Origin of the sequence: Streptomyces sp. NPDC051020, assembly GCF_040683105.1 — a bacterium.
Taxonomy (GTDB): domain Bacteria; phylum Actinomycetota; class Actinomycetes; order Streptomycetales; family Streptomycetaceae; genus Streptomyces.
The window spans coordinates 1-25,921 of sequence record NZ_JBFBCG010000033.1; the positions used below are offsets into that span (position 1 = coordinate 1).

General features: G+C 71.9%; 18 protein-coding genes, 2 pseudogenes and 1 riboswitch. Of the genes and pseudogenes, 8 read left to right on the plus strand and 12 right to left on the minus strand.

Translation table 11 applies throughout. From position 1 onward, the window contains the following. Positions 1-266 precede the first annotated feature (266 nt). The 4 genes from AB0N06_RS19340 to AB0N06_RS19355 all read left to right on the plus strand — a co-directional run bounded on the left by AB0N06_RS19340 (position 267) and on the right by AB0N06_RS19355 (position 5,702). Complete coding sequence (locus AB0N06_RS19340) at positions 267-740, plus strand: GNAT family N-acetyltransferase (protein WP_366135896.1); 474 nt, start codon at positions 267-269, stop codon at positions 738-740. 206 nt (positions 741-946) lie between these two features. Continuing rightward, positions 947-1,666 (plus strand): DsbA family oxidoreductase, encoded by a 720-nt coding sequence (locus tag AB0N06_RS19345; RefSeq protein WP_366135897.1) that lies wholly within the window; start codon positions 947-949, stop codon positions 1,664-1,666. A 119-nt stretch (positions 1,667-1,785) separates the two neighbouring features. After that, complete coding sequence (locus AB0N06_RS19350) at positions 1,786-2,847, plus strand: aminotransferase class V-fold PLP-dependent enzyme (protein ID WP_366135898.1); 1,062 nt, start codon at positions 1,786-1,788, stop codon at positions 2,845-2,847. A gap of 239 nt (positions 2,848-3,086) precedes the next feature. After that, positions 3,087-5,702 (plus strand): SpoIIE family protein phosphatase, encoded by a 2,616-nt coding sequence (locus AB0N06_RS19355; RefSeq protein ID WP_366135899.1) that lies wholly within the window; start codon positions 3,087-3,089, stop codon positions 5,700-5,702. A gap of 184 nt (positions 5,703-5,886) precedes the next feature. On the opposite strand, the gene AB0N06_RS19360 is transcribed toward AB0N06_RS19355, so the two are convergent. From AB0N06_RS19360 to AB0N06_RS19375, 4 genes are all read right to left on the minus strand, one after another. Next, a complete protein-coding gene (locus AB0N06_RS19360) occupies positions 5,887-6,915 on the minus strand; it encodes a VOC family protein (protein WP_366135900.1) in 1,029 nt (342 codons plus the stop codon). An 81-nt stretch (positions 6,916-6,996) separates the two neighbouring features. Then, positions 6,997-8,334 carry a hypothetical protein gene (locus AB0N06_RS19365; protein ID WP_366135901.1) on the minus strand — a complete coding sequence of 446 codons (1,338 nt, stop codon included), beginning with the start codon at positions 8,332-8,334 and terminating at the stop codon, positions 6,997-6,999. Then, positions 8,331-9,176, minus strand: a complete 846-nt coding sequence (locus AB0N06_RS19370) for a class I SAM-dependent methyltransferase (protein ID WP_366135902.1) — start codon at positions 9,174-9,176, stop codon at positions 8,331-8,333. Before AB0N06_RS19370 ends, AB0N06_RS19365 begins: the two co-directional genes overlap by 4 nt. A gap of 437 nt (positions 9,177-9,613) precedes the next feature. Beyond that, entirely contained in the window at positions 9,614-10,720 is a 1,107-nt protein-coding gene (locus AB0N06_RS19375; RefSeq protein WP_366135974.1) for an aminotransferase class V-fold PLP-dependent enzyme, read from the minus strand. Between the two features lie 127 nt (positions 10,721-10,847). Between AB0N06_RS19375 and AB0N06_RS19380 the strand changes: the two genes are divergently transcribed. Continuing rightward, positions 10,848-11,924 carry an amidohydrolase family protein gene (locus AB0N06_RS19380; protein ID WP_366135975.1) on the plus strand — a complete coding sequence of 359 codons (1,077 nt, stop codon included), beginning with the start codon at positions 10,848-10,850 and terminating at the stop codon, positions 11,922-11,924. Between the two features lie 312 nt (positions 11,925-12,236). Beyond that, positions 12,237-13,193, plus strand: a complete 957-nt coding sequence (locus tag AB0N06_RS19385) for an SCO1860 family LAETG-anchored protein (RefSeq protein ID WP_366135903.1) — start codon at positions 12,237-12,239, stop codon at positions 13,191-13,193. Between the two features lie 85 nt (positions 13,194-13,278). Here the strand turns inward: AB0N06_RS19385 and cobC are convergent. From cobC to AB0N06_RS19425, 8 genes and pseudogenes are all read right to left on the minus strand, one after another. Continuing rightward, positions 13,279-14,863: pseudogene (gene cobC / locus AB0N06_RS19390) on the minus strand (Rv2231c family pyridoxal phosphate-dependent protein CobC); the annotation flags it as partial. 17 nt (positions 14,864-14,880) lie between these two features. Further along, positions 14,881-16,275 carry a cobyrinate a,c-diamide synthase gene (locus AB0N06_RS19395; RefSeq protein WP_366135904.1) on the minus strand — a complete coding sequence of 465 codons (1,395 nt, stop codon included), beginning with the start codon at positions 16,273-16,275 and terminating at the stop codon, positions 14,881-14,883. Beyond that, on the minus strand, positions 16,269-16,877 hold the full coding sequence (cobO, locus tag AB0N06_RS19400; RefSeq protein ID WP_366135905.1) for a cob(I)yrinic acid a,c-diamide adenosyltransferase: 609 nt from the start codon (positions 16,875-16,877) through the stop codon (positions 16,269-16,271). The genes AB0N06_RS19395 and cobO overlap by 7 nt, the downstream gene beginning before the upstream one ends. Then, positions 16,877-18,892, minus strand: coding sequence for a putative cobaltochelatase (locus AB0N06_RS19405; protein ID WP_366135906.1), 2,016 nt, complete (start codon positions 18,890-18,892; stop codon positions 16,877-16,879). The genes cobO and AB0N06_RS19405 overlap by 1 nt, the downstream gene beginning before the upstream one ends. Further along, positions 18,889-20,639: pseudogene (locus AB0N06_RS19410) on the minus strand (cobyric acid synthase). Before AB0N06_RS19410 ends, AB0N06_RS19405 begins: the two are co-directional and overlap by 4 nt. After that, on the minus strand, positions 20,636-21,616 hold the full coding sequence (locus AB0N06_RS19415) for a cobalamin biosynthesis protein (protein ID WP_366135907.1): 981 nt from the start codon (positions 21,614-21,616) through the stop codon (positions 20,636-20,638). The pseudogene AB0N06_RS19410 and the gene AB0N06_RS19415 overlap by 4 nt, the downstream one beginning before the upstream one ends. Positions 21,617-21,763: 147 nt before the next feature. Continuing rightward, a riboswitch (cobalamin riboswitch) is annotated at positions 21,764-21,895 on the minus strand. Positions 21,896-22,047: 152 nt separating this feature from the next. After that, a complete protein-coding gene (locus tag AB0N06_RS19420) occupies positions 22,048-22,281 on the minus strand; it encodes a hypothetical protein (RefSeq protein ID WP_366135908.1) in 234 nt (77 codons plus the stop codon). Positions 22,282-22,293: 12 nt separating this feature from the next. Continuing rightward, positions 22,294-23,583 (minus strand): inorganic phosphate transporter, encoded by a 1,290-nt coding sequence (locus AB0N06_RS19425; RefSeq protein ID WP_366135909.1) that lies wholly within the window; start codon positions 23,581-23,583, stop codon positions 22,294-22,296. A gap of 283 nt (positions 23,584-23,866) precedes the next feature. On the opposite strand from AB0N06_RS19425, the gene AB0N06_RS19430 reads away from it, so the two are divergent. Together AB0N06_RS19430 and AB0N06_RS19435 are read left to right on the plus strand one after the other, a co-directional pair. Beyond that, positions 23,867-24,571, plus strand: a complete 705-nt coding sequence (locus AB0N06_RS19430; protein WP_366135910.1) for a class II aldolase/adducin family protein — start codon at positions 23,867-23,869, stop codon at positions 24,569-24,571. Positions 24,572-24,645: 74 nt separating this feature from the next. Further along, on the plus strand, positions 24,646-25,773 hold the full coding sequence (locus tag AB0N06_RS19435) for a hypothetical protein (RefSeq protein ID WP_366135911.1): 1,128 nt from the start codon (positions 24,646-24,648) through the stop codon (positions 25,771-25,773). Positions 25,774-25,921 lie beyond the last annotated feature (148 nt).

The following is a 25,921-nucleotide window of genomic DNA, read 5'->3' on the forward strand; positions in this document are numbered from 1 at the left end:
GGGTGGGGCCGTGCAGGGGAGTCCCCGCAGGGGCTGGCGTACGTGCCGGGTTCGTCCGCGTTGCCGGTTTCCGCGCCAGTCCCGAGGAGACGCCCCGGAGGGGCCCCACCCGCCCCGCCACCGGACAGCGCGGCGGCGCCCCCGGGGCACGGCGCCGAAAATCAAGCCTGTCCGGCGCTTGAGGACGGAACCGGTCACCCCGGAGGGCCCCACCCGCCAGTGCGGCCTGGGGCAACCACGGGCCGCCCGGTGGCGTCCCTCCCCGCATGATCAGAACTGCCACGCCCGCCGATCTCGACGCCATCGTCCAGCTGCACACCGAGGCCCGCGCCACCTACTACCGGGGGCACCTCCCGGAGGAGGAGTACGCGGGCGCCGCGGAGATCGGGCGCAGCCGCGAGGGCTGGTCCCGTGCGATAGACCGCCCCGACGCCACCGTGCTCTGCGCCGAGCGGGACGGCACCCTCGCCGGCGTCGCCGCCTACGCCCTACGCGACGGCGACATGACGCTCACTCAGCTCCATGTCGCGCCGGCCCACTGGCGTACGGGAATCGGCACCGCACTCCACACCGCCTGCGTCGACGCCTGGCAGCGGGCCGGAGTGGACAGCGCCCGACTGGAGGTCTTCGTGCACAACACCCGCGCCCAGGCCTTCTACGTCCGGCACGGCTGGACCCCTGACCCCGCGCACCCGCGCCACGGCATTCATCTGGTGCTGCGCCTCGCGGTCGGCCCCTGACCCCGGCGGACGACCGCCGGCGCGTGCGGGATGTGAATGACGGCCGGACGGAGCGGCGCGACGGGCGGGTACTCCTCGACACGCTCCGCGCGGCGACGCGGGAATGACCGGGTCCGTGCCGGCGTTCACCAGGGGCGCGGAGGGTGCTTCCGCGCTGCCGTGGGCAACCCGCGGTCCGCCCCGACACCCTGGAGAGAAGAAGAGTCATGCGCGTCGAGATCTGGAGCGACATCGCCTGCCCCTGGTGCTACATCGGCAAGGCCAGGTTCGAGAAGGGGCTGGCGGGGTTCACCCATCGCGACGAGGTGGAGGTCGTGCACCGGTCCTTCGAGCTCGACCCGGGCCGGGCCAAGGACGACACCCAGCAGGTGATCGACATGCTGGCGCGGAAGTACGGGCGCACCCGCGAAGAGGCGCAGGCCATGGAGGCGAACGTCGCGGCCAACGCGCAGTCCGAGGGGCTCGGCTACCGGACCGAGGGCCGCGACCACGGCAACACCTTCGACATCCACCGGCTGCTCCACCTCGCCAAGGCCCACGGCCGCCAGGACGAGCTGCTGACGATTGCGTACAGGGCGAACTTCGCCGAGGAGCGGTCCGTCTTCGACGCCGAGGTGCTGGTCGAGCTGGCCGTTGAGGCCGGACTCGACGCCGACGAGGCGCGTGCCGTGCTCGCCGATCCGGAGGCGTACGCGGCCGAGGTGCGGGCCGATGAGCGCGAGGCGTCCGAGCTGGGGGCCAACGCGGTGCCGTTCTTCGTGTTCGACCGGCGGTACGGGATCTCCGGCGGCCAGCCCGCCGAGGTCTTCGCCCAGGCGCTCGAACAGGCGTGGAAGGACCGGCCGCTGACTGCGATCGACGGGGACGCCGCGGCGTGCGACGCCGACGGTGTCTGCGAGGTCCCGCAGACGGGCAGCAACGCCTGAGCCCGCAGGTCGGCACCATCGCCCGGCGCCTCGCTCAACCGCATACATGAGCATTGCTCAAGAGTTCCCCTCGACTCCTGGTAATTGACGATGAGTCAAGAGGGCTTCAGGCTGGGCGAATGGAGACTACTTCGCTCAGCCGTACGGTGGATGACGAGTTCGCGCCGGAGACCGCCTACCTCAACACCTCCACCTGCGGGCTGCTGCCCCGGCGCACCGTCGATGCGGTGAAGGCGCTCGCCGAGGCGACTGCCACGGGCCGCAGGGCCGGCTCCGGCGACTTCGAGGCGGTGGACGCGGCCCGGGCCGGCTTCGCCCGCCTCGCCGGTGTGGACGCCGACCGGGTCGCGACGGGAAGCTCGGTCTGCGTGCACGTCGGGCTGATCGCGGCGTCGCTGCCGACGGGGGCCGAAGTCCTGGCGCCCGAAGGGGAGTTCAGCTCCGTCGTAAGCCCGTTCGCGGTCCGTGGTGATCTCAAGATGCGTTACGTCCCGCTGGACGGGCTGGCCGACGCGGTACGGCCCGGCACCGATCTCGTCGCCTTCTCCTCCGTGCAGTCCGCCGACGGCCGGATCGCCGATCTGGACGCGGTACGCGCGGCAGCCGCCGCCCACGGGGCCCGGACGCTGCTCGACGCAACCCAGTCGGCCGGCTGGCTGCCGCTGGACGCCGGGGCGTACGACTACACCGTCACCGGCGGCTTCAAATTCCTGCTCTGCCCGCGGGGCGCGTCGTTCCTCACCGTCACCGAGGAGGCGCAGCGCACCCTGCCGACCGTCTCCGCCGCGTGGGTCGCCTCCGATGACCCCTGGAGCAGTACGTACGGCCCGGTCGAGCGGCTCTCCCCGACCGCCCGCCGCTACGACGAACCGCCCGCCTTTCTGTCGTACCACGGTGCCGAGCACTCCCTCGCGCTGCTGGGCGAGGTCGGCATCGACGCCCTTCACACGCACGCCACCGGGCTCGCGGCCCGCATGCGGGCGGGGCTGGCCGGGCTGGGGTACGAGGCGGTGCCGGGGGAGTCCGCGATCGTGGCCGTGCCCGGACTCGGCGGGCGGGAACCGGAGCTGGCGCGGGCCGGGGTGATGGTCTCGAACCGGGCGGGCGGTCTGCGCGCGGCTTTCCATCTCTACAACACGCAGGCCGACGTGGACCGGGCCCTGGACGTGCTCGCCGGCTGAGCCCGCAGGGATGCCAGGCTGATTCCTCGGCGCCCGGAGAACCAGCCGCGCCCAGGGCAGTCCGAAGGGACCCCGCAGGCCTTGGCGAACGCATCTTCGTGCTTACGGTGTTAATTCGTGCTTACGGTGTTAAAAAGGCCAATGTGGTACATCGTCTCGGCCGATTCCGGAGCGGACAGGTTCGGTCACTCACGGGCAAGTACCCCCAGAGCCTTGCAGGGCAGGTCTTCGCTCTGCAAGTGGCTGTGGTGGTGCTGCTCGTTGCGGCCGCGGTGCTGGCGCTCGTACTGCAGTCCCAGCGCGACAGCTACGCGGAGGCGAAACATCATTCGGTCGCCGTCGCGCAGACGTTCGCGCACTCACCGGGCATCCTGGCCGCACTGAAGGCCCCCGATCCTTCCAGGGTGCTCCAGCCGCGCACCGAGGCGGCGCGGACAGTGGCCGGCGTCGACTTCATCGTGGTGACGGACACAAAGGGGATCCGCTACACGCATCCCCGGCCGGAGCTGATCGGGAAGAAGGCCGTCGCCACCATCGGACCGGCGCTGGCCGGCCATGTGTACGTCGAGAGCATCGAGGACCCGCTCGGCTACGAGGTCCAGGCGACCGTCCCCATCTTCGATCACGGGCACAAGGTCGTGGGTCTGGTGTCTGCGGGCATGCAGGTCGAGAAAGTGACCGGCATGGTGTCCCGGCAGATTCCGATCATCCTCGTCGCGGGAGCGGTCGCGCTCTCCGTGGCCACGGTCGGGACGGCGCTGGTGGCCAGGCGGCTGCAGCGGCAGACCCACAGTCTGGGCCCCGCCGAGATGACTCGCATGTACGAGCATCACGACGCGGTGCTGCACGCCGTGCGCGAAGGTGTGCTCATTGTCGGCAGCGACGGCCGACTGCTCCTGGCGAACGACGAGGCCAGGCGGCTGCTGGATCTGCCGCACGACGCCGAGGGGCAGCACATCCCGGACCTGCCCAGCCTCGATCCCGGCACGGTGGAGCTGCTGACCTCGGGCCGCCCGGCCACGGACGAGGTACACCTTGCGGGGGACAGGCTGCTCGCGGTGAACCAGCGGCTCACGGATCGTCACGGTGGCCCCGAAGGGACGGTCGCGACCCTGCGCGACACCACGGAGCTGCGGGCGCTGTCCGGCAGGGCGGAGATCGCCCGCGAGCGCCTGAGGCTGCTGTACGACGCCGGGCTCGGCATCGGCACCACCCTCGACGTCGTGAGTACGGCCGAGGAACTGGCGAAGATCGCGGTCCCCCGGCTGGCCGACTTCGCCACCGTCGATCTGGCCGACCCGGTCATGCACGGGGACGAGCCGACAGGTGCGGACACCGACATGCGCCGCGCCACCATCCACGGCATCCGTGACGACCACCCCCTCTACAAAACCGGTCACCTGATCAGCTTCCTTCCCTCCACCCCGCAGGCACAGGGATTCCGCACCGGCCAGCCGGAACTGGTACCCGACCTGGCCGCCGCACCCGGCTGGCTCGCCCAGGACCCGGAGCGGTCACGGATGATCGTCGATTACGGCATCCATTCACTCATCACGGTCCCCCTCCAGGCGCGGGGCGTCATCCTGGGCATGGTCAACTTCTGGCGCTCGGAGAAACCCCAGCCGTTCGAGGAGGACGACCTGTCCCTGGCCGAAGAACTGGCCGCCCGGGCAGCGGTCAGCATCGACAACGCCCGCCGCTACACCCGCGAACACGCCATGGCGGTGACCCTGCAGCGCAGCCTGCTCCCACGAGCCCTGCCCGAACAGAGCGCCCTCGAGGTCGCCCACCGCTACCTGCCCGCACTCTCCGGAGTGAGCGGCGACTGGTTCGACGTGATCCCGCTCCCGGGCAGCCGGGTGGCCCTGGTCGTCGGGGACGTCGTCGGCCACGGCCTGCACGCAGCCGCCACCATGGGACGGCTGCGCACCGCCGTGCACAACTTCTCCACACTCGACCTGCCGCCCGACGAGATCCTCGGCCACCTCGACGACCTCGTCGGGCGCATCGACCAGGAAGAGGAAGAAGTAGAAACGACCCCCGGCGCCGGGATCACGGGCGCCACCTGCCTGTACGCGATCTACGATCCCGTCTCCCGCCACTGCGCCATGGCACGGGCCGGACACCCCCTGCCCGCCCTGGTCCAACCCGACGGCAGCGTGTCCTTCCCCGATCTGCCGGCCGGCCCGCCCCTGGGACTGGGCGGTATGCCGTTCGAGACCGCGGAACTCGAGCTCGCGGAGAGCACACAACTCGTCCTCTACACCGACGGACTCATCGAGGACCGCACCCGGGACATCGACGTGGGGATAGAGCTGCTGCGCCAGGCACTGGCCTCCCACCCCGACCGGTCACCGGAGGAAAGCTGCCAAGCAGTGCTCGACGAACTCCTGCCCGGCCGGCCGAAGGACGACGTGGCGCTGCTCATCGCCCGCACACGGGCGATCCCGCGCGACCACGTCGCCGACTGGGACGTACCGTTCGACCCTGCCGCCGTGGCGCGGATGCGCGCCGCCGTGGCCGAGAAACTTGACGACTGGGGCCTGCCCGAGCTCGCGTTCGCGACGGAACTGGTACTCAGCGAGCTGATCACCAACGCCATCCGGCACGCCTCCGCACCGGTCACGATACGAGTACTCCACGACCGCACCCTGACCTGCGAGGTCGCCGACAGCAGCAGCACCTCACCCCACCTGCGGTACGCCACCGCAATGGACGAAGGAGGCCGCGGCCTGTTCCTCGTCTCACAACTGGCCGACCGCTGGGGCACCCGCTACAACCCCCAGGGAAAGGTCATCTGGGCAGAGCTGCCCCTGCCCCGACCCGACGGGACGGGGACGGCACAGCGTTCTTGAACATCTTTGACGCGGACACTGAAGCAGGTCCCCCTGGAGCCTGACCGACGGGTCCGCGTCCAGGGCCCTCGTTGCGAGCAGTCACCCCAGGTCCGTCATGGTGCGATCCCAGTCAGGAGATCGAAGGAGATCACGTCGCCGGGCCGCAGGGGCAGCCACCCCGGGACGGCCTCCGAGCGGCTTCTTACTGCTCCTGGCCGGCCTCCTCCAGCGGCGCACTGCGCCACTTCCACGACGTGACCCGGGGACGACCGGGCAGCTCGGCGCGGCCGGTGGACCAGAGCAGTACGGTCCACCGGTCGGCGTCGTCCGGGGCGTCCGGGAACAGCCGGGCCAGTACGCGGTCGCACAGATCGGCGGGCGGCGCCCAGGAGATGTCCAGGCCCCGAACGACATCGTGCGTATGCACCAGGGTCTCCACGATTCCCATCGCGGCGAAGCCCTCCGGGTCCGAGATCCCGTACGCGTGGTACGAGCGGACATCCGCCAGGGTCGTCCGTACCATCGCCGTCAGCAGTGCCCCGCTCGCCTCCAGGGTCTGCAGCAGACCGACCGCACCGGCATCGGGGTTGGCGAAGATCGCGTTGGCCGGACCGCCCTTGCGGTCGGCTCCCCAGCGGTACGGCACATCACGGTCCAGCGGCGGCTTCTTCGGGCCCAACTGGGCTGCGTACGCGAAGAGATCGTCGTTCAGATGCTCCACGGTCTCCCAGGAGTCCCATTCCAGCGTCCCGGCGGGCGCCCGCCAGTGATCCTCCGGAACCTCACGGAGCGCGGCGAGCGAGAGCTGGACCGCGGTGGTCACGTCATCCGCGGTGACCGGTAGCCGGGTCGCGGTCAGCGTGGCCCTTTCCGCGGCGCTGCACTCCACGCAGAACTCATTGCCCTCGGGGTCGGCGAGCGTCGCCCAGCCCCGGCCGTTCGGCTTGCGGTGGTCGCCGACGAGAGTGGCGCCAAGGGCGAGCAGTCGCTCGACCTCCTCGTCACGGGTACGGTCCTGTGGCTGGATGTCCAGGTGGACGCGGTTCTTGCCGGCCTTGGGCTCGGGCACCGAAATGAACAGCAGTGCGGCGCCGGGGGTTTCGACGAGTGCCTCCGGATCACCGGGCCGGTCCTCGTCGGACAGCTGCGCACCGAGTACCTCGGCCCAGAAACTGCCGAGCCTGTAGGCGTCGGCGCAGTCGATGGTGACGTGTCGTACAAGTGAAGTCATGGCCTCACTCTCGCCGCTGCCGGACCGCCGGGTCCACCCGATTGTGCCGGTGGGCGGGGACCGCGGCGGCGCAGCCTCCGCTCAGAGCCCTGGCGGGCCGCTGCCGGCCCCGGACGGATGCGGAGGAGCACCGTCCGGGCGATCGTCGGGGAGAGCGAGAGGGGACGGCCGAGGTGCAGGAAGCACGATGCGGCGCCCCGGGCGGGGGCGTGGTTCTCCGGCGGGCGGGCGGCCCGGCGGCGGGTCCGCGGGCTCGGGTTCCGCATCCGCGGGTGCCCTCCGGGCGCGGCGCGGGAGGACGACAGCGATTACCCCGGCCGCGGTCAGCGTGATCAGACCGGCGACGGCGGAGATCCGGATCCCTAAGGAGACATCGGGCAGGAGGAACCCCACGGCATCGAGACCGAAGGCCGCCGCGGTGACCATGGCCAGTGAGGCGGCGACACGGTTGAGGCGGGTGTCCAGGGCCTCGGCACGCTGCGACGACGCGGCCAGCAGCGAACTGCCCACATAGCCGAGCAGTTTGTCGGCTCGTTCGTGGGTGCCGTCCAGTGCGATGGACTCGCGGGCGGCCAGGTAGGTGGACCGGTGGTTCTGAGTGGACTCGATGCGGTAACTGTCGAGATGGTGGTAGTCCGACCAGACGCCGTCGAGAAACCGGCGGAACGCATGGACGTCGACGCTCCTGGCCTTGCCGGCGGCCAGGTCCGCGAGTATCCGGCGGCCGCCCACCAGAGCACCGACGAGCAGCGACTGCTGTGCCACCGCGATATCCGTGGGTTCCGTCATGGTCAGCAGATCGAGCAGCTCAGTCCCCGGATCGGCGTCCCAGGCGTAGGTGTAGGGCAGGAGCACACGGCAGGCCGGTCCCGAGCTGAGCGTGGGAACGCGTGGATCGGGCTGCCAGGGCGGGGCCGGGGTGACGAAATGGCAGTTGTACCGCGCCGACCGGCGGTCCACCGGTGCCTGCTCCCCGCTGAGGGCGAGATCCGGCCGCAGGACGAGGTCCTTGATCAGCCCGCTGCGTACCGCGGCGGTGAGTACCGCCGTGAGAAGGGAGGAGTCCGCCTCGCGCAGCTCCCGGTTGATCCGCGCGTCGAACGCATCGAGCTCGTGGAGGGACAGTTGCCGGAGGTCCACGTCATGGCGCAAGGCGTAGGCCACCAGAATGCTGCCCGCCCTCAGGATCCGCGCATGACAGCCGACGATCTCGGTTCCGGGCAGGGTGATCTTCGCAGTGATCAGCCCGGTCAGGTCCAACTCGATCGTGAAGTCCGGGTTGTACGCGAGCGTTCCGAGCTCTCCGGTGAACGGCCGCAGTTCGCCGTGACCGGGCACGGTGACGGACTCCAGAGCGAGGACGGGCAGGCTGTGGTGCAGCGGGTACGCCCTGCTCTGGAGATGGAGCACGTCGGTCATCCGGCTGCTCCGACTTCTACGGGAACGTTCCACGACACGGCGACGTACTCGGGAATCAGGTCGGACTCGGGCACGATCACCCGGTCGAGATACCGGCGTTGCAGGTCCTCGGGCCCACGGTCCTCGATCTCTGTGCCGAGCAGCGAGGTCAGCTCGTCATGGGTGAGATAGGCGGCTTCCTCGGGGACCGAGCGACTCCGGAACCAGTCCCGCTGATCGGCGAGCACCTGGCTGCCCGCGGCCGCCGCCGGCCAGTAGCTGACGGCAGTGACCGCACACGAGTCGAAGTCCGCGCCGAGGCTGACCACTGCGCGTGCGGCCTCCGGCGACAGATAGAAGACCAGCCCTTCGGCCACGTACGCCACCGGCCGACCGTCGGCCAGTTCGCGTACCAGCGACGAGAGTTCGTCCCGTCCGGCCCGGCTGCCGAGGTCCACCGGCAGATGCCGGACATTGCGCTCCGGCAGTACTCCGGACGCCACCAGCTTCGCCACGCGCCGCTGCTTCGCCTCGATCATGTCCGGCAGGTCCACCTCCAGCGCCACGTTGAAGGGAAGCAGCCACGGGTAGGAGGAGAAGCCGGCACCGCACACCACGAGCACCGTGTCGGGATCCTTGCGCAGCGCGGTTGCGAGGGTTTCCACGATGTACCGTCCGCGCAGCGACACGACCAGGTCGTCGTGCGGATACACGACGTCGGCGAACTCGTCCCACAGGGCACGCACCGCCGACCGGTCACTGTCCGGGATCCATGCGGCTGCCAGCGGATCTTCGGCGAGATCGGGCTGTCGGGCCCGGGATTCGTTGACGAGATAGGCGGTCAGCTCAACTCCACGGTGCATTGCTGCGTACTCCAGAGGTCATGGGTGCGTTGTCCCGTGAGCCACGGCCGCGCCGTACAGCTCGTCAACTACGCCCCGGGGGAGTGTCTTTGACGTGTCGCAGTGGGCCGTACGGGAACTGTGCGGGCGATGGGCGACGAGGGGGCGAGCAGGCCGTATGCGGCAGGCCCGGCAGGATGGCGCCGGGTGGGTGAGGGTGATGCCGAGACCGTCCCGCACATGGTCTCCCCCGAGATCGCCAGCGGATGTGATCAGGTCTCACATAGTAGGCGTCCGGGCCGGGCACCCGCCAGGGAGCATGACGCGGGGCGGGCCACGTCGGGGGGTCCGGTGGTCGTGCTCGAGTGGACAGAAAAATGCGGGGAGCCGCCCGGAACAGGCAGCTCCCCGCATCGAAGAGACCGATACGTCCGGTCCGTCGCCGGAACCGACCGGATCTACACGTTCGGCCAGGCCTCCGAGACGGCCCTGCGGGCAGCCTCGAAGTCGACCGGCCGGCCCGCGTCGGCCAGCGCCGCCCCCAGAGCCGCGAGCGAGGACTGCACCGCGCCCCGCGTCGCGTCCACACCGTAGTGATTGACCCGGATCATCTCCTTGGACAGCGCCCCGCCGCCCGCGATCAGCGGCAGCGACGGGTCGGCCGCGAGTGCCTTGGCGACCAGCCCGGCGGCGTCGATCCCCGCCGGGGCGCGCAGCGTCGTGGCGACCGGCGCCGCGTCCCGTGCCTCGTGCACGTACGGCGCCAGGCCACCACTGAGCGCCACCGCGCCCGCCCGCGTCGCCGCGGCGGCCGCCGCGTGCCGTGCCATCAGCACCTCAAGACCCTCCGTCTCGATCCGCTCCACGCACGCCTCCAGGGCCAGCATCTCCAGCTGCGCGGGGGCGTGCAGGAGCGCCTTCCGGCCGCCGTCGATCCAGCGCTCCTTCCAGTCCAGGAGCGAGAGATACGAGTGACGGGGGGCCTCGGGGTTGGCGGCGATCCGCTCCCAGGCGCGCTCGCTCACCGACACCGCCGACACCCCGGCCGGGCCGCCCATCGCCTTCTGAGCGCCGATCACGCACAGGTCGACGCCCCACAGGTCCGGCAGCAGCGGCTCGGCGCCCACCGAGGCGACGGCGTCCAGCATGAACAGCGCCCCGTGCGCCCGGACGACCTCACCGATCTCCGCGACCGGGTTGGTGTTGCCGGTCGCCGCCTCCGCGTGGACCAGCGAGACGAAGTCGATCTCCGGGTGCGCGGCGAGCGCCTGCGCGACCTGGTCGGCGGTGACCGCCGTGTGGAAGGGCACCGCCAGATCGATGACATTGGCACCGCAGTCGCGCAGCCAGTTCCCGAAGGTCTGCCCGTACGGCCCCGTGACCACGTTCAGTGCGGTCGAACCGGGCCGGGCACCGCCCCGGATGCAGCCTTCGAGGGGAAGCAGCGCCTCGCCCTGCATGATGACGACGTCCTGCTCGGTGGCGAGGAGGCCGGCCACCCGCCGCTCGATGGCGGCGAAGTGTGCGGCGGTGAGCGGGGCGAGGTCGAGGAAGGGGTGCGTCACGGTGGTGCTCTCTTCGGATCGGGTCGGCCTGCGGTTCGGCGTGCGAACAGCGCTTCCGTCGAGAGTACCGAGGCCGCCATCGGCCGCCTCGTACAGTGCTGTCATGAGAGATCACACGGTGCAGCCGGTGCTGCATGTGAAGGGGCGGGTACTCGTCGGTCCCGACGACGTACGGGACGAGCTGTGGGCCGCCGACGGGCGGATCTCGTACGAGCGGCCGCCCGGCGCGGACGCGGCGGAGACCGTCACCGGCTGGGTGCTGCCGGGCCTCGTGGACGCCCACTGCCACGTGGGGCTCGATCACCACGGCCCGGTCGACGCCGCCACGAGCGAGAAGCAGGCGCTCACCGACCGGGAGGCCGGCACGCTGCTCATCAGGGACGCCGGATCGCCCTCCGACACCCGGTGGATCGACGACCGCGAGGACCTTCCCAAGATCGTTCGGGCCGGACGTCATATCGCCAGGACCCGCAGGTACACCCGGAACTACGCCCATGAGATCGAGCCCGGCGACCTCGTCGCATACGTCGCGCAGGAGGCGCGGCGCGGCGACGGCTGGGTCAAGCTGGTCGGCGACTGGATCGACCGGGACGCCGGTGACCTGGCCGCCTGCTGGCCGCGCGGCGAGGTCGAGGCGGCCATCGCCGAGGCGCACCGGCTCGGCGCCCGGGTCACCGCGCACTGCTTCGCCGAGGCCGCCCTCGTCGATCTCGCCGAGGCCGGGATCGACTGCATCGAGCATGCGACGGGACTGACCGAGGACACCATCCCGCTCTTCGCCGAGCGCGGCGTCGCGATCGTCCCGACGCTGGTGAACATCGCCACGTTCCCGGACCTCGCGGCCGGTGGCGAAGCCAAGTTCCCGCGCTGGTCGGCGCATATGCGGCGGTTGTACGAGCGTCGCTACGACACCGTGCGCGCGGCGTACGACGCGGGCGTGCCGGTCTTCGTCGGCACCGACGCGGGCGGCTCGCTGGCCCATGGCCTGGTGGCGGCGGAGGTCGCCGAACTGGTCACGGCGGGCATCCCGCCCCGCGAGGCGCTCTCGGCGACAGCCTGGGGTGCGCGCACCTGGCTCGGGCGGCCGGGTCTTGAGGAGGGCGCCCCGGCGGATCTGGTGGTGTACGAGGCGGACCCGCGGGCGGATGTACGGGTGCTGGCGGCGCCGCGCCATGTGGTGCTGAACGGCCGTGTGATCGGCTGATGCCGCCCCGGCGGTGCGTTGACAGCCAGTGACCGGACGGCGCTGGCGCTCGTTGAAGCACCTCAGCGCACACCCCGGCGCAGTCGTCCGGCACCTCGCACACGCTCAGCGGATCGGGTGACACCGAGGGGCGCACGTGCCGGGATATTCGAATACGGATACGGGAACCCCCCTTTGGGGTGAACTCACCTCGGGTTACTGCCGGTTCACCCTCTGTACGAAAAGATTCACGGAGTCGAGGCCACCGGTGCCCGCGATGTCCCCCATGGACGGCGCCGGTGGCTCCATGTCTCTTGTGGGGGTTCCACCATTTTGAACAGCAACACCTTCCGCCTCGCCGCACTGGCGGTCGCCGCCGCGCCCGTCGCCCTGCTGGTTGCCGTCCCGGCGCACGCCACCGGGGCCACCACGACCACCGGCGGCGGGAAGGCGAGCGCGGTCGTGCTCCGCACCGCACTCGACGTCTCACTCCTGAACAAGACGGTCGACGTGCCGCTGAAGGCCACGCTCAACGAGGTGCACGCACCGGCGAGCGCCGAGGAGACCGCACTCAGCGTGCGCCTCGACGGCGTGTCGCAGGGCCGCCCGGTCGACGTGCTGCGTGCCGACGTGGCCACGGCGGACGCGACCGTCGACGAGCACAGGGCCGAGGGCCACAGCAACCTGGCGAAGGCCCGCGTCCATGTGCCCGGACTGCCGCGGCTCTCGCTCATCGAGGTCGAGAAGGTCACCTCCAAGGCTGTCTGCGCAGTGGGTCACAAGCCCGTTGCCGAATCGAATGTGCTGGGCCATGTCACGGTCCTCGGCCGGAAGGTCACGCTGACGGCGGGCGGCACGACACGGGTGGCGGTGCCCGGCGTCGGCGAGGTCGTCCTCGACCTGTCCAAGACGCAGACCACGTCACGTACCGCCGCGGCGACCGCGCTGCAGCTGAAGGTGTCGGTCAACCCGCTCAAGCTCAATGTCGCCGACGTCGAGGGCGAGGTCACGCTCGCCGAGGCGACCTGTGAGACCCCGAAGGCAGCCGCTCCCAGCGCCGAGCCCACCGAGCCCGCGGGGGGCAACTCCGGCGGAGGCAACAGCGGTGGCAGCACCGACGGCGAGGTGAAGCCGCAGACCGGGACCGACCACGCCCCGGCTGCGGTCGACACGAACCTCGCGGAGACCGGTGGCAGCTCCGCGACGCCGTACCTCGCGGGCGGAGCGGCGCTCCTGCTGGCGCTGGGCGCGGGCGCGACGGTCGTGGCACGCAGGCGCGCCCAGGACTGACACCGACCCGGTCCGAGGGGCGGGACAGGGGGAAATCAGGGGGCATGGGGAGCGGCGTTCACGCAGGGGCGAGCGCCGCTCCCCGTCAGCGGTTCCTGGGGGAGGCGAGTACCTGGAGCGCCTGATCGAGCGCCTGCAGAAAACGGTTGGTCGTCACGCGGTCGCGCACGGCCAGCCGCAGCCACTGCGGACCGAGCCCCGGGAACGTATCGCCGCGCCGCGCCGCGAAGCCCAGCGCCCGCAGCCGCTCCCGCACCTCCGCCGCCCGCTCCAGCCGCACCAGTACGAACGGCCCCTCGGCAGGCTCCGCCACCCGCACCTCGGCGAACTCCATGAGCCCGGCGATCAGATGGGCCCGGTCCACCGCGATACGGTCTGCCGCGGCGGCCGCCTCCACCAGCGCCCGCGGCTCCATGCACGCCTCGGCCGCCGCCAGCGCGGGGGACGACACCGGCCACAGCGGCTGCGCCTTCTGGAGCGCGCCGATGGTCTCCGGGGAAGCCAGCACGTAACCGATCCGCAGCCCCGCCAGCCCCCATGTCTTGGTGAGGCTGCGCAGCACGACGAGGCCCGGGACGTCCGTACGTCCGCACAGCGCCTCGCGCTCGCCCGGTATCGCGTCCATGAACGCCTCGTCGACCACCAACGTCCGCCCGGGGCGCGCCAGTTTCTCCAGTGCGGCCGTCGGATGCAGGACCGACGTCGGGTTGGTCGGATTGCCGACCACCACCAGATCCGCCTCCTCGGGCACGGCCGCCGGATCCAGCCGGAAACCGTCCTCCGCGCGCAGCAGCACCCGCCCCACCGTGTGCCCGGCCGCGCGCAACGCCGCCTCCGGCTCAGTGAACTGGGGATGTACGACGACCGGCCGCCGGGCCGGCAGCGCCCGCGCGATCAGCACGAACGCCTCCGCCGCACCCGCCGTCAGCAGGACCCGATCCACCGGCAGCCCGTGCCGTTCCGCGACCGCGGCCCGCGCACGGCCCCCGTCCGGGTAGGCGGCGAGCGTGGAGAGGGACGCGGATATTCGCTCCTTCAGCCAGGCCGGGGGCGTATCGGTGCGTACGTTGACGGCGAGATCGGTCAGATCCAGGCCGCGGACCTCCGCGTCACCGTGGTGCCGCAGATCGTGCTGTCCGTCAGAGCGGTTGACATCGGGTCTCTCAAGGGGAGTGTGCATGACTTCCAGAGGGTGTGGGGGGCGAGTTCATGACGATGGGGATGGAGCGACGGCAGGATGACTATGTGCCCGGCACCGCACTCGACGCAACGGTCGGATCCGGATGCGCGGGCGAAGCCCGCCGGGCCACCGCACAGGTCACCTTCCCCATCCGCCCCGGCGGGTCCGACTTCCGCTTCGGTACGAGGAGTTCGTCGGCGCTGATGAGAGCCGCCGCCTCCGCGACCGAGGCCGAACCGACCGCGGCGAGCACGGCGCCCGACGGGTTCGGCACGGCGACCGCGGCGAGTTCCTCCGCGCTGTACCCACGCACGGGAACGCCCAGCCGCGCAGCCGCTCTTACGATCTCCGGCTCCTCGGCCTTCGTGTCGAGGGTCGCCAACTCCACGATGCTGCCGGGCGAAAGCCCCGCCTCGTGCAGTACGGACGAGACGAGCTCCAGCACTTCACCGGCCGGCGCACCACGGCCCGCGCCGACCCCGACGACGAGCAGAACCACGGGGTGGGTCACACCTCGACACGGTCGACGAACCGCCGCGCGACGCCCGGCGCCGAGGCCCAGTGCGTATGCAGATAGCTGGCATGGACGCCCTGCTGCACGAAGCCCTCCACGCGCCGCTCCGGCAGATGCATCCCCCAGGCGGGGGAGGCGCCGGCGCCCGGCTCCAGCACCGTGCGGTGGAACTCGTGCCCACGCAGCCGTGTGCCGACCGCGGCCAGCGGACTGTCGGTGAGCGCGACGGCCTCCCGGTAGCCGAGTGTCAGCCGCTTCGACATCCGGCCGTCGGCGTCGAGCACCCCGCACATCGGCAGTCCGTCGAGCGAACGCGAGAGATAGAGCAGCCCGGCACACTCGGCGGCAAGGGGAGCACCGGCGGCGGCGAGATCGGCAACGGCCTTGCGGAGCGGTTCGTTGGCGGACAGCTCGGGGGCGTACACCTCCGGGAACCCCCCGCCGATGACGAGCCCGCGGGTGCCCTCGGGCAGCGTTTCGTCCCGCAACGGATCGAACGTCACGACGTCGGCCCCGGCGGCGGCGAGGAGCTCGCTGTGCTCGGCGTAGGAGAACGTGAAGGCGGGCCCTCCGGCCACGGCGACGACGGGCCGGCGACGACGCGGGCCGCCCTCGCCGTCGGCGTCCCTGCCTCCACCCGCCTGCCGCACGGCCTCCACCGGATCCCACGCCCCCGACGCGGCAGGCGTCCGCGGTGCCGACCGCGCCAACGCCATCAGCGCATCCAGGTCACACCCGCTCCGCACCTGCGCCGCCATGGCCGCGACGGCGGCCACCGCGTCGCCCCGCCGCTCGGCCACCGGCACCAGCCCCAGATGGCGCGAGGGCGTGGCCACCTGTTCGGCCCGCCGCAGCACCCCCATCACCGGCACGCCGGACTCGTCCAGCGCCTCCCGCAGCAGCAACTCGTGCCGGTCCGAGCCGACCTTGTTGAGGATCACCCCGCTGATCCGTACCTCGGGATCCCACGAGGCGAAGCCGTGTACCAGCGCGGCGACCGACCGCGACTGCGACGACGCGTCCACGACCAGCACCACCGGTGCCTGCAGCAGCTTCGCGACATGGGCGGTCGACGCCAGCTCGCCCTCTCCGGACGCCCCGTCGTACAGCCCCATCACCCCCTCGACGATCGCCAGGTCGCACCCACGCGCCCCGTGCGCGAACAACGGAGCGACCAGCTCCGGCCCGCACATGTACGCGTCGAGGTTGCGCCCCGCCCGCCCGGTGGCCAGCGAGTGATAGCCGGGGTCGATGTAGTCGGGCCCGACCTTGTGCGGCGACACGGCGAGGCCGCGCTCCGCGAAGGCCGCCATCAGTCCCGTCGCCACGGTGGTCTTGCCGCTGCCGGAGGCCGGCGCGGCAATCACCAGTCGCGGAATGGTCACCACTCGATGCCCCTCTGGCCCTTCTGGCCGACGTCCATCGGGTGCTTCACCTTGGACATGTCGGTCACCAGGTCGGCGGCCTCGACGAGCTTCTCCGGGGCGTTGCGCCCGGTGATCACCACATGCTGCGTCCCCGGACGGTTGCGCATCACCTCGACCACCTCGTCGGTGTCGATCCAGCCCCAGTGCATCGGGTACGCGAACTCGTCGAGGACGTACAGCTTGTACGTCTCGGCGGCCAGGTCGCGCTTGACCTGTTCCCAGCCCTCGCGCGCCTTCTCCGCGTTGTCCGCGTTGTCACCGTGCAGGCCGCGCTGGACCCACGACCAGCCCTCGCCCATCTTGTGCCAGGCGACCGTGCCGCCCTCACCGCTCGCGCCGAGGACCTTCAGCGCGTTCTCCTCCCCGACCTTCCACTTCGCCGACTTGACGAACTGGAACACCCCGATCGGCCAGCCCTGGTTCCAGGCGCGCAGCGCGAGCCCGAATGCGGCCGTCGACTTGCCCTTGCCGATACCGGTATGGACGAAGAGCAGCGGACGGTTGCGGCGCTGACGCGTCGTCAGCCCGTCGTCCGGCACGTTGGTCGGCTGTCCCTGCGGCATTAGGCGGCCCTCCTGTTGGATCCGTTGGTTCCCTGAACATCCCTGACGAGCCCGGCGATCGAGTCGGCCCGCAGCTCGTCGAGCGTGACGGCAGTGCCCCCGAGATCGCGGGCCAGGGAGCCGGCCAGCCCGAGCCGAACGACCCCCGACTCGCAGTCCACGACGACGGACGCCGTGCCCTCGGCCTCGTGCAGCCGTGCGGCCCGCGCCGCCAGGGCCACCGGCTCCGGGCCTCCGGTCGCCCGTCCGTCCGTCACCACGACCATCAGCGGCCGCCGCGACGGATCGCGCAGCCGCTCCACCCGCAGGACGTCATGGGCCTTCAGCAGTCCGGCCGCGAGGGGGGTGCGCCCACCGGTCGGCAGCGTCTCCAGCCGCGCGGCGGCTGCGTCCACGGACGAGGTGGGCGGCAGTGCCACGTCGGCGCCCCTGCCGCGGAAGGTGATCAGACCGACCTTGTCCCGCCGCTGGTACGCGTCCAGCAGCAGCGAAAGCACCGCACCCTTCACGGCGCTCATCCGCTGCCGTGCGGCCATCGACCCGGACGCGTCCACGACGAAAAGTACGAGGTTTCCCTCGCGTCCCTCCCTGGTCGCCTGGCGCAGATCATCCCGCCGCACCACCAACCCCCGGCCCGACCGTCCGCGCGCACGCTGGTGCGGGGCGGCAGCCTGCACGGTCGCGGCGAGATGCAGTCTGGTCAGGGCCCCCTCGGGCCGCCGCGCCCCGGTCGTACGCCCGTGTTCGGTACGCGCCCGGGACCGCCGCCCCGCCGCGCCCTCGCCGAGCCCGGGCACGCTCAGCACCTTCGTGCGGAACGGTTCGGCAGCACGTACGGGCCGCTGCTCGGCGCCGTCGGTCGGCCGCCCCTGCGAGGGCAGTCCGGGCGTGTCGTCGTTCCGCGCCTCGGGCTGCGGCGGCGTGTCGGGCCCGTCTCCCCGCGGGGGCTGCCCACCTCCACCCGGCCCGTCCGGATCGGGGTCGTCCCCGCGCCCGTCCCCTTCACCGCTGTTCTGCTCCAGCGTGTCGTCGAGCTTGTCCTCGTCGAGACCGGGCGCGTCGAACGGATTGCGGCGGCGCCGGTGGGGGAGCGCCAGCAGGGCGGCCTGCCGGACGTCCTCGGCGAGCACGTCGGTACGTCCCGCCCACGCGGCCAGCGCGGTCGCGGTGCGGGCCATCACGATGTCGGCGCGCATCCCGTCGACCTCGAAGGCCGCACAGGTGGCGGCGATCTGCCGCAACGCGCGGTCCCCGAGCACCACGTGCGGAAGGAGCGCCCGCGCGGCGGCGATCCGCTCCCGCAACTCCCCTTCTTCCTCGGCCCACCGGGCGGCGAACCCGGCCGGATCGTCGTCGTACGCGAGCCGCCGCCGCACGACCTCGACCCGCTGATCGGTGTCGCGTGACGCGGCGACCTCGACGGTCAGCCCGAACCGGTCGAGCAACTGCGGCCGCAGCTCGCCCTCTTCGGGGTTCATCGTTCCGACGAGCAGGAACCGCGCGGCATGCCGTACGGAGACGCCTTCGCGTTCCACGTACGAGGCACCCATGGCAGCCGCGTCCAGCAGCAGATCCACCAGGTGGTCATGGAGCAGGTTGACCTCGTCGACGTACAGGATTCCGCGATGCGCGTCGGCGAGGAGCCCCGGCTCGAACGCCTTGACCCCGTCGGTGAGCGCCCGCTCGATGTCGAGCGCCCCGACGAGCCGGTCCTCGGAGGCGCCCACCGGCAGTTCCACGGTCCGCGCCGCCCGCGACACGCCGCCGCCGGCCTCGTGGGGCCCATCGGGACACGCCGGATCGGGCGACACCGGGTCACATGAGAACCGGCATCCGGAGACGACATCGACCTCGGGCATGAGCGCGGCGAGCGCCCGCACGGCGGTGGACTTGGCGGTCCCCTTCTCCCCACGCACGAGCACACCACCGACAGCGGGCGATACGGCGTTCAGCAACAGTCCGAGCCGTAGATCGTCCTGCCCGACGATGGCAGTAAAGGGATACGGGGTACTCACAAAGCCTCCTTGACGACGTCATCCATCCAAGAACCGGTGACCCGTTCCGGCCCGCCACCCAGCCCGCCCGGCCCGCTGTCCAGCGCTTCCGGGCGACTGCTCAGCCCGTCCGGCACCTGAGGACCGGGGCCCGGGCCGGACACCCGGTCACGGGAAGGTGCGGGCGGGGGAACAGAGCCCGCCGCAGGCGTCCCCCTCACGCCAACCCCCCAGCCACCCCGGCCCCACGGGCCGCCGGCACCTCCGGCGCCCCAGGGCCCACGAAGGGCAGTCCCTCCGGTACCCCCGCCTCGATCAACCGCATCAACGCCCCCGTATCGGCGTGCTCCTCGATCAGATCCCCCAGCCGATCCAGCTGTTCCTCCCGCAACGCCCCGAAACTCGTGTCGGGTGCGGCCACGAACCGCCGTCCCGCCGTCCGCGCGACCTCCCCCAGGAACCGCCGCCGGAACGCATCGCTCTCCAGCGACCCGTGCCAGTGCGTCCCCCACACCGCGCCGACCCGGCACCCGTCCAGGAACGGCTCGCCGCCCCGCACATCGGCGACCCCGTGGTGGATCTCGTACCCCTCCACCGGCTCCCCGAGCGCCGTACCGACCGGCCGGGCGAGGGTCTTCTCGCGGTCGAACCGGATCCGCACCGGCAGCAGTCCGAGCCCGTCGACCCGCCCCGCCCGCGACTCCACCTCGTCCTCGATCTGCTCCGCGAGCACCTGGAACCCGCCACAGATGCCGAGCACCGGACGCCCCTGCGCCGCCCGTCGCAGCAGCGCGTCGGCCAGCCCCCGTTCCCGCAGCCAGGCGAGCGCCTTCACCGTCCCGCGCGTGCCCGGCACGATCACCAGATCCGCGTCGGCCAGCTCCTCCGCCCGGTCCACGAACCGCACCACGACACCCGGTTCGGCGGCCAGCGCGTCCACATCGGTGAAGTTCGACATCAGCGGCACGGCGCACACCGCGACCCGCAGCACGTCCTCGCCGTGCGGCGGTGCGACGACCGACTCGCGTACGGCCCCGCGGAGCGAGACCCGCAGCCCGTCCTCCTCGTCGATGCCCAGGCCGTGGGCGAACGGCAGTACTCCGTACGTCCGCCGCCCGGTCAGCCCGTGCAGCATGTCAAGACCCGGCTCCAGGAGCGACACGTCGCCGCGGAACTTGTTGACCAGATAGCCGGCGATCAGCGCCTGGTCCTCGGCGCTGAGCAGCGCCGTCGTGCCGAAGAACGAGGCGAAGACGCCACCGCGGTCGATGTCACCGACGACGATGACGGGGAACCCCGCGGCCCGCGCGATCCCCATGTTCACGATGTCGGTGCGCCGCAGATTGATCTCGGCCGGGCTGCCCGCCCCCTCGCAGATCACGGCGTCATAGGTGCCCCGAAGCTGCTCCAGACAGTCCACGACCGTACCGAACAGGGATTCCTGTCGCCCCCCGTGGTAGCCGCGCGCGCTCATCTCGCCCACCGGCCTGCCCATCAGGACGACCTGACTGGACCGGTCGCCGCCGGGCTTGAGCAGCACCGGGTTCATCAGCGCGGTCGGTTCCACCCGGGCGGCCTGCGCCTGCATCGCCTGCGCGCGTCCGATCTCCGCGCCCTCGCGGGTGACGAACGAGTTCAGCGACATGTTCTGCGCCTTGAACGGCGCGACCTTCACGCCCTGGCGCACCAGCCACCGGCAGATGCCTGCCGTGACGACGCTCTTGCCCGCGTCCGACGTGGTTCCGGCGACCAGCAGTCCGCCGCTCATTTCCCGCTCCGTCCCGCAGCCGCACGCCGCCCCGGGGGCGACCACCGTCCTGCGATCAGCCGGCCCGCCGCGCACACGCCGAGGGCCAGTACCCCCACGCGGCGCGACAGCCGCACCGCGCGCTCGATGTCCCCGGTCTCCACCGCACGGCCGGTCGCGCCGTTCAGTACCGGCCGGTGCTCGACACGCCCGCCGTACGCGAGGGTCCCGCCGAGCCGTACGCCGAGCGCCCCCGCGAACGAGGCCTCCACCGGACCCGCGTTGGGGCTCGGATGCCTGCCCGCGTCCGCCCGCCAGGCCCGCAGCGCTCGACGTGGCTGCCCCCCGGCAACCACGGCGAGCGCGGCGGTGAGCCGGGCGCCGGGCCAGCCCGCGACGTCGTCCAGGCGGGCCGAGGCCCAGCCGTAGCGCAGATGGCGGGGCGACTTGTGCCCGACCATCGCGTCGAGGGTGTTGACGGCACGGAAGGCGACGAGTCCGGGCACGCCACCCAGCGCGCCCCACACGAGGGCACCCACCACCGCGTCCGAGGTGTTCTCGGCCACGGACTCCACCACGGCGCGCGCGATCTGCGGCCCGTCGAGGGAGTGCGGGTCGCGCCCGCACAGATGGGGGAGGCGCTCCCGGGCCAGCTCGATGTCACCGGCGGCGAGCGCGCCGCCGATGGCGCGCGCCTCGCGACCCAGCGAGGTGCCGCCGACGACGGACCAGGTGGCGGCCGCGGTCAGGGCGACGGAGGCGGCGGGATGACGGCGTACGGCACGGGCGGCCAGCGCGGCTCCACCGGCAGCGCCTCCGGCGCAGACCAGGGTGTGCAGGGCGCCCCACCCGCGGTGGTCGCGCCACAGACGCCGTTCGACGCCCGCCGCGGCCCGCCCGAAGGCGGCGACCGGATGCCCCCGGCGGGGATCACCGAGCAGCAGATCGCCGATCAGGCCGGCGGCGGCGCCGTACGCGAAGATGCGGTCGGCTCGCACGGCTCAGCCGGCCGTGCTGCCTCGAAGGACCTCGGTACAGCCGGCTCCTGGTGAGAGCGGCACAGAAACGGCGGACGCACGGCAGCCGGGCATGGCGATATGTCCTCACTCAGGGTCCGCGCCCTGGTTCGACGTGACCGGCGGCGAGAGTCTCCTGGCTCCCGGATCCGCAGTTCCCCCGGCCTTCCAGCCCGCATGCGCGGGCCGTGACTTCCGGTGTGGGGGACCGCTCCCCGGTGACAGTGGCGGGACCGCGCCGGATTCACACCGGCTTCCTCTGCTGTCGCCGTAAATGGCTCCGGCAGTCCACCACGCTCCGCGAACGCCCGTCAACCTGGCGTTGACCTGCGGCGGTGCAGTGTGCGCAGACGCACATCGGGCCGGACACACGCGAGGTGTGTCCGGCCCGATGGGGGAGTGCGGGAAGGGGCTCAGGCGACGATCAGATAGATCCCGTACGCGACCGAGGCCGCGCAGAGCCCGAAGCAGAGGTACCCGCCCACGCGGGCGAGCACCAGGGAGCCTCCGGTGGAGCCACCCTCCGCGGCCGGTTCCGGCTGCTTGGAGAGGCCGACGATGCCCAGGGTGAAGAGGCCCACCAGCGCGACGGTGACGACGAGCGAGACGCCGAAGACGGAGCCGAGAGCTGCCCAGTCGATGTTCATGGTGATCTGTCCTTACACCGTGGCGGGCCGCGCCGGATCGGCGGCGACGGTTCCGGGCTGGGCCGGGATGGTGGTCTTGAGGTCCGTGGTCGTGTCCACTGCCGTGGCGACCGCAGCCGTCCCGGCGGGCGGCGGCGGGGTGACGGCCGCGATGGCGGTGGTGATGACACCCGCCGGTTCGGCGACCTCACCGGTGGGCGCGACATCGCCGTGCCCGACCGGCTTGCGCCGGGACAGCAGCCAGATCGCTCCGGAGCCCGCGATGAGCAGGACGGCGACGGCGACGACACCCCAGGTGCCCTGCCTGGTGAGGAACTCCGCGCCCGCGCCGACCAGACCCGCGGCCGGCAGGGTCAGACCCCAGGCGGCGAACATCCGGGTCGCGGTGGACCAGCGGACCACACCGCCCGGGCGGCCCAGACCCGCACCCATCACGGCGCCGGAGCAGGACTGGGTGGTGGAGAGGGAGAAGCCGAGGTGCGAGGAGGCCAGGATGACCGTGGCCGCGCTGGTCTGGGCGGCGAAGCCCTGTGGCGGCTTGAGCTCGGTGAGGCCGCTGCCCATGGTGCGGATGATGCGCCAGCCGCCCAGGTAGGTGCCGAGTGCGATGGCCAGACCGGCGGAGACGATGACCCAGATCGGCGGGTTCGAGCCGGGGGACAGGACGCCACCGGTGACCAGGGCCAGGGTGATGATGCCCATGGTCTTCTGCGCGTCGTTGGTGCCGTGGGCGAGCGAGACCAGTCCCGCCGAGGCGATCTGGCCGGCCCGGTAGCCCTTGGCGGTGGCCTTCTCCTGGGCCTCGTTGCGGTTCCCGCCGCCGATCCGGTACGTCAGCCTGGTCGCCAGCAGCGCGGCGACACCCGCGACGACCGGGGCGGCGACCGCGGGCAGCAGCACCTTGGTGACGACGGTTCCGCCGTCGACCGAGGACCAGCCCGCCGACATCACCGCGGCGCCGATCAGGCCGCCGAAGAGTGCGTGGGACGAGCTGGACGGCAGGCCGACCAGCCAGGTGAGCAGATTCCACAGAATGGCGCCGACGAGGGCCGCGAAGATGACTTCTGTCCGCAGCCCGTCCTCGTTGATGATCCCGCCGGAGATCGTTTTGGCGACCTCCACCGACAGGAAGGCGCCGACGAGGTTGAGAGCGGCGGACATGGCCACCGCTGTCTTGGGTTTGAGGGCACCGGTCGAGATGGTGGTCGCCATCGCGTTCGCGGTGTCATGGAAACCGTTCGTGAAATCGAACACTAGAGCTGTCACGATCACAATCGCGAGGAGCAGCGTGATGTGTTCCATTTACCCAGGCAATCGTTCGACGTCATTGGCACGTGGAACGTAGGCAACCTGGGTGAACGGGAGATGAACTGGACGGGGCCCTGTGGTGACTCCAAACGGAGTTGAGTCATTCTTTTTGTCGGGCCACCGACAGCCGGCGTGGGGGCGCAGTGCCTGTCGTGGCTGGATTTCGCCCCTTCCGCCTCGCTTCACGCCCTGTGATCCGAGGTCCGGAAACCTCGGAAAAGAGATGTGGATCACCCGACGTCTCCCGTCGTGCCGGCCCCGCTGACAGGATTCCCCCATGAGTGAGCATCACGAGGACGCGCACAACGGGCATAACGGGCGCGATGCGAACGACGCACGCGACGCGATCGAGCAGGCCTGGAACGGTGTCGTCGCCACCGCCCGCAGGACCGCTGCGGAGGGCTTGGTGGTCGGCACCTCGGGCAATGTGTCGGCGCGGGTCGGCGACCTCGTCCTGGTCACCCCGAGCGGTGTGCCGTACGACCGGCTGGGCCCCGGCGACACCGTGGCCGTCGACCTCCACGGCAACCAGGTGCTCGGCGCCCTCGCCCCGACCAGCGAACTCCCGCTCCACCTGGCGGTCTACCGCAACACCGACGCCGCCGCCGTCGTGCACACCCACGCCGTGCACGCCACGGCCGTCTCCACCCTCGTCCCCGAGGTCCCGCTGGTGCACTACGCCGCCGCCATGCTCGGCGGCCCCGTCCGCACCGCGGCCTACGCGCGCTACGGAACCCAGGAGCTGGCCGAGCACATGCTGGCCGCCCTGCGTGACCGCACGGGCTGTCTGCTCCGCAACCACGGAACCGTCACCTACGGATCGACCCTCGACCAGGCCTACGACCGCACCGCCCAGCTGGAATGGATGTGCAGGCTCTGGCTCACCGCGAGCTCCGTACCCGGCCACACCCCATCCCTGCTCTCCCTCGCTCAGCTGCGCGACGTGCAGGACGCTCTGAAGGGGTACGGACAACCCGGCTGACCGGGAGCGCCGGCGAGCCACCGGACGGCCCCTGTCCACTGGCAGGGCGCGGCACACCCCCCGACACTGAAGCAGTGCGCCCGGCAACAGCGGCGGCAGCAGCCGTCACCACCCTCTTCGGCGTCGGCGCGGCAGCGGTCGTCGCCGGCCGGTACGCCGGCGGCGCCGCCCTGAGGGCTCCGTCCGGACGCCCGCTCCCCGCCGACCGGAAGCTCACCGTGCACGCCACGGCGGCCGGGCAGGTCACACTGACCCGCTCCTTCGCCGCGCTCCGGCCCGGTACGTACGGACTGGTGGGCGACGGCGTCCAGGCCGTCGTCGGCCCGGTGATCGAGCAGGCATCGCACGCCCCCGACGCCGTCGTACGCAGACTGGAACGCATCAACGACGGCAGCCTGGAACCCGGCGCCCAGGTCCGGATCACCCCCGCGCTGTACAGCGGCGACCCCGGCACGGCCCTCGGCCTCGACTACGAGGACGTCGAGATCCCCGGTGAGCTCGGCATCCTGCCCGCCTGGTTCGTGCCCGGCCCCCGGGACACCTGGGTCATCACCGTGCACGGCCTCGGCACCACCCGCGAACACCCCATGAACATCATGGACTTCCTGCACGGGCTGCGGCTTCCGGTCCTCGGCCTGGCCTACCGCGGCGACCCCGGAGCCCCGCGCTCCCCGGACGGACTCGCCCACCTCGGCGAGTCTGAATGGCGCGACTTGGACGCGGCCGTCCGCTTCGCCGTGCGGTACGGCGCCGAGAAGGTCGTCCTGCACGGCTGGTCCACCGGCGCCTCCATGGCCCTGCACGCGGCCGTCAACTCCGCGCTCCGCAGGCGAATCTGCGGCCTCGTCCTGGACTCCCCGGTGCTCGACTGGGCCGCCACCCTGCGTGCCCTGGCCACCGCCCGCGGCGTCCCGTCCCCGCTGCTGCCGCTCGCCTTGCGCGCCGCCCAGGGCCAGACCGGTCTGCGCGGCTCCCGGCTCCTCGACGCCTCCCTCCCGCAGGCCCTGCACGCCCCGACGCTGATCTTCCACGGCCCCGCCGACACCGTGGCCCCCTGGCAGCCGAGCCGGGAGCTCGCCGAGCGCCGTCCCGACCTGGTCGCCCTGCATCCCGTACCGCAGGCTCCGCATGCGGCGATGTGGAATGCCGATCCGGCCCGCTACGAAGAGGCTCTGCGGCGCTTCCTCACGCCCCTGATGTGAGCTGATGCGAGGGGACCGGCGGGTTGGTGCCGTCCGGGCCCGCAGTCACCTTCCGCCGCGAATCCGGGTTCCGTTTGGGCTTTCGGGCCGTCAGGGGCAAGACTGCTCCCCGTGACGTCCCGTACCCCGCGCGACTCCAGACTGCGAC